This window comes from Pseudobutyrivibrio sp., from assembly GCF_017471675.1.
Lineage (GTDB): Bacteria > Bacillota > Clostridia > Lachnospirales > Lachnospiraceae > Pseudobutyrivibrio.
In genome coordinates this window covers 38,253-45,519 of the sequence record NZ_JAFUSK010000091.1, presented here as the reverse complement: position 1 = coordinate 45,519, position 7,267 = coordinate 38,253, and the positions used below count along the sequence as shown (strand labels likewise).

The window sequence follows — 7,267 nt, the reverse complement described above, 5'->3', positions numbered from 1 at the left end:
GTAGTGGTTAGCATAGGTATATTATATACCGGATTTGGGTCACAGCCATAGGTCTGTGGCTCATTTTTTTAATAAAAGAGGAGTGAAATCCGAAGATTTCACTCCTTACCTTTTAGGGGAGTTTTTTAACAGCCCCTTTTTCCATAAATTTTTCATTGTTGATAATGAAACGCTCGTGGGTTCCCTTGCCGATTACATTGTCCCCATCAAAGCAGGTTACTTCAAAAACAAGACGGCGTCTGTCGATTTCTACAAGTGTTGCTTCGCATTTGATAGTGTGACCAATAGCTGATGCACGGTCATGGCTGATATCAACCTTTGTGCCAACGCTTCCTTCACCATCACCAAGTTCTGGCTGAATCATTTTCCAGCAGGTCTCTTCCATTAAAGAAAGCATGGCAGGTGTAGCAAATACATCAAGTGCGCCACTGCAAAAAGCCTTGGCTGTGTTCTCTTTTGTTACTTTTGTCTGGGCTGTGCCCTTCATACCAACTTCTAGCATTATTTCTACCTCTTTTCCTGTGTTCTATGGTTTGTATAATAGCCATTTTTGTGCTATAATTCAACTCCGTGAGTTCGTAACCATCCTCACGTAAATCAAAACTAGGAGATATTTAAATGAATAGAAAAGTTTTATTATTATGTCAGGGTGCAATGATTGCAGCCATTTATGTTGCATTGACAGTATTTATCAATGCATTCGGTCTTGCAAATGGTGCAATTCAGATTCGTATATCTGAGGCTCTTTGCATTTTACCTATTTTTACACCAGCAGCAATTCCTGGACTTTTCGTAGGTTGTGTACTTTCCAACATCATTACTGGCTGCGCTATCTATGATATTGTTTTTGGAAGTCTTGCTACATTACTTGGTGCAATCGGTACTTATTACCTTAGAAAAACAAAATTTTTATTTACATTACCACCAGTTATCGCAAATGGTGTTATAATTCCATTAGTACTTAGATTCGCTTATAAAATGCCTGATGCATATTGGTTCTTAGTTGTAACAGTATGCGTAGGAGAGGTTATTAGCGTTTGCATTTTAGGAATGATTTTAAAGGCAGCTCTTTGGAAAGAGAGAATGTTTATTTTTAGAGATAATCAGGTGAATGCCTAATATTATTTTTTGGAGGACGAGATGAAAGAAATACTTCAGCAGATTAAAGAAGAAGTAGTTAAGGGCTTTGCAGCTTGCGGGTTTGATGAGAAATATGCGATGGTTACCCTCTCAAACAGACCTGATTTATGCCAGTTTCAGTGTAATGGCGCTATGGCAGCTGCTAAGGAATACAAGAAGGCTCCTATAGCTATTGCCAACGAAGTGGTAGAGAAGCTTGCAGAAAATGCAATGTTTTCAAAGTGTGAGGCATGTCCTCCAGGATTTATTAATATGAATCTTTCGGATGAGTTTATTGCAGGCTTTGTTTCAGGCATGGCAGCAGATACTGAAAGATTTGGCGTTGAAAAGGTTGCCACACCTAAGAAGGTTATGATTGACTACGGCGGACCAAACGTTGCTAAGCCACTTCACGTAGGACATCTTCGTTCAGCTATTATAGGTGAGTCTATTAAGCGTACAGCTCGTTTCATGGGTGATGAGGTGATAGGCGATGTTCATCTTGGTGACTGGGGTCTTCAGATGGGTCTTATCATTACAGAGCTTAAGCTTCGTAAGCCAGAGCTTGTTTACTTTGATGAGAATTATGATGGTGAATATCCTACAGAGCCACCATTTACTATTTCAGAGCTTGAGGAGATTTACCCATGTGCATCAGGTAAGTCTAAGGAGGATGAGGCATACAAGGAAGCAGCTCTTAGAGCTACTTACGAGCTTCAGCATGGAAGAAAGGGCTATCAGGCACTTCTTTCACACATCCTTAATGTTTCAGTTACAGATCTTAAGAGAAACTACGAGAAGCTTGATGTTACTTTTGATTTATGGAAGGGTGAATCAGACGCACAACCTTACATCCCTGATATGGTTCAGAAGATGAAGGATGATGGATTCGCTTACATTTCTGAAGGCGCTCTTGTTGTTGATGTTAAGGAAGAAACAGATACTAAGGAAGTTCCACCATGTATGATTCTTAAATCAGATGGTGCTTCTCTTTACAATACAACGGACCTTGCAACAATGGTATGGAGAATGAAGGATTATAATCCAGATTCAATCATTTATGTTGTTGATAAGCGTCAGGAGCTTTACTTTACACAGGTGTTCCGTTGTGCTAAGAAAACAGGCATTGTTCCAGCTGACAAGAATCTTTACTTCGTAGGCTTTGGTACTATGAACGGTAAGGATGGTAAGCCATTTAAGACTCGCCAGGGCGGAGTTATGCGTCTTGAATATCTTCTTAAGGAAGTAGAAGATAAGATGCTTGAGAAGATTAAAGAGAATGGCACAATGAGTGATGAGGATGCTATTAAGACAGCTCAGATTGTTGGCCTTTCAGCTGTTAAGTATGGTGATTTATCTAACCAGGCTTCTAAGGATTATATCTTCGATATTGACAGATTCACATCTGCAGAAGGTAACACAGGTCCTTACATCCTTTACACAATTGTTAGATGTAAGTCAATTCTTGCTAAGGCAGGAGTAGAAAGCATTGATGGCGCTATCCTTCCAGCACATTCTGATTCAGAGCGTGGTTTACAGCTTGAGCTTACTAAGTTTATGGCTGCTCTTACATCAGCTTATGAAGATATGGCACCACACAAGATTTGTGCATATATCTATGATTTAGCAAATGCATTTAATAGATTCTATCACGACACTAAGATTTTAGCTGAGGAGGATGAGGCTACAAAGGCAAGCTACCTTAAGCTTCTTATGCTTACACGTAGCGTCCTTGAAAAGTCTATCGATTTACTTGGCTTTAAGGCACCGGAGCGTATGTAATGAGTGATCATTCATTTTTACCAATTGATTTTGTTAATCGCATGGAGCAGGACTTAGGTCCTGACTTCCATGCGTTTTTGCGTTCATTTGAGGAAAGCAAGATATCAGCTTTACGTTTTAATCCTATAAAATCAAATGAAAAGGCTGTTGAAAACACTAAGTCTATGCTTGAAGAGCAGTTGAAGTGGAGCCCTAATGGCTATTACTATGATGAAATAAACCGTCCAGGTATTCATCCATATCATGCGGCAGGCTTGTACTATATTCAGGATGCATCAGCCCAGCTTCCAGTGGAGATGTTAGCTCCAAAGCCTGGAGATATTTGTCTTGATCTTTGTGCTGCTCCTGGTGGAAAATCTACACAGATTGCTGGATATTTAGCTGGAGAGGGAATCTTAGTTTCCAACGAGCCTATGAAAAACAGAGCCAAGATTCTTTCAGAGAATGTAGAGCGTCTTGGAATCAGAAACTGTATCGTAACATCTGAATATCCAGATAAGCTTGCAGATAAATTCCCTGAATATTTCGATAAGATTATGGTGGATGCACCTTGCTCTGGGGAAGGGATGTTTAGAAAGAATCACGATGCCTGTGATGAATGGTCTCTTGATTCTGTTAAGATGTGTGCATCGCGTCAGGCTGAAATCCTTGATAGTGCCTACGAAATGTTAATTTCTGGTGGAAGGATGTGCTATAGCACCTGCACCTTTGCAAGGCTTGAGGATGAGGAAGCAGTAGCAGCATTTGTAGAAAGACATCCGGATATGAAGGTGGTAGAGGAGCGTAGGCTGTGGCCGCATAAGGATAAGGGTGAAGGTCACTATGCATGCCTTCTTGAAAAGGCTGGTATGGAAAGCTTTGATAGAAACTACTATGATATTAAGCGGCCTAGTGATAAAATGTTAGTGGATTATTATGCCTTTATTAAGGAGATATTTAAGGCGCCTAAGGAGTGGAAGAATAATCTGCTTCTTATTAATGATTTGCTGTATAAATTACCGGAGAATTGTCCTGATTTTAGCGGACTTCATGTGCTAAGAGGTGGGCTATTCCTTGGCACCCTTAAGAAGAATCGTTTTGAACCAAGCCATGCTATGGCTTTGGCGCTTAAGGCTGATGAGGTTAATAACAGCATAGATTTTTCTTGTGACAGTCAGGAGATTAAAAACTATCTATTAGGTCAATCACTTCGTATAGATGGCGTAGCTGATGGATGGGCTTTAATTACTGTTGATGGGGTTTCTATTGGTTGGGGAAAATCTGTTAAAGGTCAGATAAAGAATCACTATCCGAAGGGACTAAGAAGATATGATACATAAAATTTACAGACATAAACAAGACATATATGAATATCTTATGTTTACCATAGCATCTGCGGTAATGGTAATTGGAATATATTTCTTTAAATTCCCAAACCATTTTTCTTTTGGTGGAGTTAGTGGTCTTTCTATTGTATTAGCACAGCTACTACCTCATACACCTGGCTATATTAACCTGGTGATTAATATTATTTTGCTTATTTTGGGATTTGTTACCTTTGGCAAATCCTTTGGAATTAAGACAACATATATTACACTGCTTGTTTCTTTTGGACCTAGCATCTTAGAGAAGATTGCTCCTATGAATGGGCCACTTACCAGCCAGCCAGTGCTTGAGCTTATGTTTGCCATAGCACTTCCTGCCTTTGCATCTGCAGTATTTTTTAACTTAGGTGCATCTAGTGGTGGAACAGATATAGTTGCCATGGTACTTAAGAAATACACTAAGGTAGATATTGGTACAGCACTTTTTATGTCAGATGTTATTATCGTTATTTTGGCATGCTTAGTATTTAATGTTGAAACAGGATTGTTCTCCCTTGTAGGTCTTCTTGCAAAATCACTGGTAGTTGATGAGACAATAGAAAACATCAATCTTGCCAAGTATTTTACAATAATCTGTACAAATCCTGAGCCTATAGTAGATTATATTATGAATGATTTAGGCAAAGGGGCTACAGTGTACAAGGCTGAGGGAGCTTATGGTCACACTGAAAAGACAGTTATTCTTACAATTCTTAAGCGTCAGCAGGCAGTGGAGCTTAAGAACTTTATCAGACGCAATCAGCCTGGAGCATTTATTGCGATTACAAACAGTAGCGAAATTATAGGAAAAGGCTTTAGAGGATACAATTAATGAATGAGGCATGGGGAATTCTTGCTCACGTAGATGCAGGCAAGACTACACTATCAGAAGCAATTTTATATAACGCTGGAGTTTTGGCGGACCTTGGTCGAGTAGACAAGGGGTCCGCCTTTTTGGATACAAATCAGCAGGAAAAAAACAGGGGGATCACTATATTTTCAAAGCCAGCAGTATTTGAATATGAGGGAACTAAGATAACACTTCTTGATACTCCAGGGCATGTGGATTTTGCCACAGAAACAGAGCGTGCAATCTGGGCACTTGATTTTGCTATTCTTCTTATTAGCGGTACAGATGGAGTGCAGGCTCATACTAAGACACTGTTTTCCCTTCTAAAAAAGAATAATGTACCTACAGTTATCTTTATAAACAAGACTGATATGCCAGGCTTCGATGAGGCTATGTGTCTTAATGCTTTAAAAGAAATATCAAACTCTTGTCATTTGCTTACCTCACTTGAGGATATTGCTATGGCAAATGAAGAGGCAATGGAGGAATACTTAGATACAGACACTCTATCAGATAATCGTATATACGAATTAACAGTTAATAGGGAATTGTTCCCGGTTTTTAAAGGTTCAGCCTTGAAAAATCAAGGCGTAGATGAATTGCTTAGTTTTATTAAAGGCTTAAGTGAATATAAAAATAAGAAAAATGAAGATGTGAAAGAGGCTGAATTTGGAGCTAAAATCTATAAGATAGAAAGCCTTGGAAGAGACAGTCGCCTTACCTTTGTCAAAATTACTTCAGGAAAAATAAAGGTTAAGGATACACTATCAAATGGTGAAAAGGTAGATCAGATTCGCCTGTATTCAGGGGCAAAATACACCCAACTGGATGAAGCAAATGCTGGTGATGTTGTGGCATTTGTAGGTCCTAAAAATACATTTGCAGGACAAGGCTTAGGGATAGTTTCTAACAGACCGGAGCTAAATATTACTCCTGTGCTTAAATATAAGCTTGAGTTTTTGGATGATACTATTCCTCGTCTTGCATACCCTAAGCTGATGGCTTTAGGTGATGAGGATTCATCCTTAAATGTAAAATGGAATGAGGCCTTGGAAGAAATTACATTTAACCTGATGGGTGAGGTTCAAACAGAAATCTTACTTACACGTATCGAAACAGAGCTTGGTATTAAGGCTAAGTTTACAGAGGCAGGGGTACTTTACAAGGAAACTATAAAGGAGCCAGTGGAGGGGGTAGGGCATTTTGAACCTCTTCGTCATTATGCAGAAGCCCATATTCTTATGGAGCCACTTCCTACTGGAAGCGGAATAGAAGTTAAAAGCCAGGTTTCTACAGATGATTTGGCACTTAACTGGCAAAGATTAATCACTACCCACATCCTTGAAAGGGAACATCTAGGAACTGCAATAGGCGCTCCACTTACAGATGTTAGGTTTACTATAGTGGGAGGTAGAGCCCATATTAAACATACAGAAGGCGGTGATTTTAGAGAAGCCACTTACAGAGCTATCAGGCAAGGTCTTATGGAGGTTGGCACAGAGATTTTAGAGCCATATTTTGATTTTGAAATAGTATTACCATCCACTCAAATAGGACGAGTTATGACTGATATTGAAAATATGGGTGGAAGCTTTGATGCACCAGAGGATTTAGGCGGCGATTCCAAAATCACAGGTCAGGCACCGGCTGTTGCAATCAGAAATTATCAGGCCAGTCTTGTGACATTTACAAAGGGCATGGGTCGAATTACTTTAAGCAATGCACACTACGATAAATGCAAAAATAGTGAAGAGGTAATTGCAAGCTCTAATTATAATCCTGAAGCGGATATAGATAATCCGGCGGATTCAGTATTCTGCTCTCACGGGGCTGGGGTTATCGTACCATGGTATGAGGTAAAGGATAAGTGTCATGTACCATGTATTGAAAATGCAGTTGATAAGGATATAGATATGAATATTCCAATCAACTCAAAGCGAATGAATCACAGCGTGGACGAATGGTTAGATCCTGATGAGATAGACAGTATCTTAAGGCAGGCTACACATAGTAATCATGGTAAGAATCCTAAGAAGGGCTGGCATTATGGGGATTCTACAAGACCAAGGAGAGTGGATTCGGATTACGTGTATACTGCACCAAAGGAGGTTAAGCCAAGGCAGAAGTATCTTCTTGTGGATGGCTACAATCTTATCTATGCATGGCCTTAGCT

Annotated in this window: 6 protein-coding genes; 5 read left to right on the top strand and 1 reads right to left on the bottom strand. The window is 39.6% G+C overall.

Translation table 11 applies throughout. The features are described 5' to 3' along the window. Nucleotides 1–112 precede the first annotated feature (112 nt). Nucleotides 113–502: a thioesterase family protein gene (locus IJ535_RS13785; RefSeq protein WP_294304010.1), complete on the bottom strand. Its 390-nt coding sequence runs from the start codon at nucleotides 500–502 to the stop codon at nucleotides 113–115. Nucleotides 503–618: 116 nt separating this feature from the next. Between IJ535_RS13785 and IJ535_RS13780 the strand changes: the two genes are divergently transcribed. Genes IJ535_RS13780 through IJ535_RS13760 form a run of 5 tightly spaced genes read left to right on the top strand, consistent with a single transcriptional unit; the run spans nucleotide 619 to nucleotide 7,265 of the window. Continuing rightward, on the top strand, nucleotides 619–1,119 hold the full coding sequence (locus IJ535_RS13780; protein ID WP_294289388.1) for a QueT transporter family protein: 501 nt from the start codon (nucleotides 619–621) through the stop codon (nucleotides 1,117–1,119). A gap of 21 nt (nucleotides 1,120–1,140) precedes the next feature. Further along, nucleotides 1,141–2,901, top strand: a complete 1,761-nt coding sequence (argS, locus tag IJ535_RS13775) for an arginine--tRNA ligase (RefSeq protein WP_294304008.1) — start codon at nucleotides 1,141–1,143, stop codon at nucleotides 2,899–2,901. Next, nucleotides 2,901–4,220 carry an RsmB/NOP family class I SAM-dependent RNA methyltransferase gene (locus tag IJ535_RS13770; protein WP_294304006.1) on the top strand — a complete coding sequence of 440 codons (1,320 nt, stop codon included), beginning with the start codon at nucleotides 2,901–2,903 and terminating at the stop codon, nucleotides 4,218–4,220. Before argS ends, IJ535_RS13770 begins: the two co-directional genes overlap by 1 nt. Beyond that, entirely contained in the window at nucleotides 4,210–5,076 is an 867-nt protein-coding gene (locus tag IJ535_RS13765; RefSeq protein WP_294304003.1) for a YitT family protein, read from the top strand. The genes IJ535_RS13770 and IJ535_RS13765 overlap by 11 nt, the downstream gene beginning before the upstream one ends. After that, nucleotides 5,076–7,265, top strand: coding sequence for a GTP-binding protein (locus IJ535_RS13760; protein ID WP_294304001.1), 2,190 nt, complete (start codon nucleotides 5,076–5,078; stop codon nucleotides 7,263–7,265). Before IJ535_RS13765 ends, IJ535_RS13760 begins: the two co-directional genes overlap by 1 nt. The last annotated feature ends 2 nt before the right edge of the window (nucleotides 7,266–7,267 follow it).